Annotated in this window: 1 protein-coding gene; it reads right to left on the bottom strand. The window is 47.3% G+C overall.

The features are described 5' to 3' along the window. Positions 1-1,013 (bottom strand): biotin synthase BioB (bioB, locus tag RT143_RS12285; protein WP_313093386.1); only part of this gene is annotated, 1,013 nt, incomplete at its 3' end. Between the last annotated feature and the right edge of the window lie 53 nt (positions 1,014-1,066).

Genomic DNA, 1,066 nt, shown 5'->3' with positions numbered 1-1,066 from the left:
ACAGCCAAACTCCCGATGCGACCATTCATCGCATTGGTCACCGGGATTTGTCTAGGCTCGGCTTTTTCAACCGTCAACCCTAAATCGGCAATCAACTGATCATCATGATTGGTGGTAGCATTATCGGTGGTCAATAAACGATTCCCATAGAAGAAAGAATTGGCACCTGCCATAAATAGCATGGCTTGCTCTGCATCGGTTAGGCCTTCACGACCTGCGGCAATACGCACATAGCTAGTTGGGCAAGCAAGGCGCGTGACAGCAATGGTGCGAATCCACTCAAGCACAGGCAAGCGCGTGCCTTGCAGCTGATCTGCAATCGGCGTGCCTTCAATGGGTACTAGCATATTGATTGGGACTGATTCAGGGGGTTTTGGCAAATTAGCCAGTTCTGTGAGTAGATTGATGCGGTCATCACGACTTTCACCCATGCCGATGATACCACCTGAGCAAATATTAATACCCGCTTGACGCACATGGTCAAGGGTAGTTAGACGGTCATCATAACTACGGGTGGAGACGATATGGTTATAGTACTCGCGTGAGGTATCAAGGTTATGGTTGTAGTAATCCAGTCCCGCTTCGGCAAGTACTTGTGCTTGGTTACCCGATAACATGCCAAGCGTCATGCAAGTTTCTAACCCCAATGCTTTGACTTCTTTAATCAGCTCAACCACATAGGGCATATCTCTATCGTTTGGGTGCTTCCATGCTGCACCCATACAAAAACGGCTAGAGCCAGCTGCTTTGGCTTTTTTGGCCTCGATAATCGCTTTTTGTACTTCGATTTTCTTTTCGGGTTGTAAGTCGGTGCTATGATGTCCTGACTGTGAGCAATAGCCGCAATCTTCAGGACAATTGCCTGTTTTTATTGATAGCAGGGTACTAACTTGTACCGCATTGGGTGGAAAGTGTTCGCGAAGTTTGTTTTGCGCTAGCAACAGTAAATCCATCAAAGGTAATTCAAACCAAGCTTGGATTTGCTCGCGAGTTGGGCGGCTTTGGGTGGTCATTGTGGTGCCAATCGGTTGTTGTGATTGTTGAATTGCTAATAAGTCTGCCATGA

Origin of the sequence: Moraxella sp. CTOTU48268 (genome assembly GCF_032069585.1) — a bacterium.
GTDB lineage: Bacteria > Pseudomonadota > Gammaproteobacteria > Pseudomonadales > Moraxellaceae > Faucicola > Faucicola cinerea.
The sequence above is the reverse complement of the archived record's forward strand: the minus strand, read 5'-3'. Positions and strand labels throughout refer to the sequence as shown.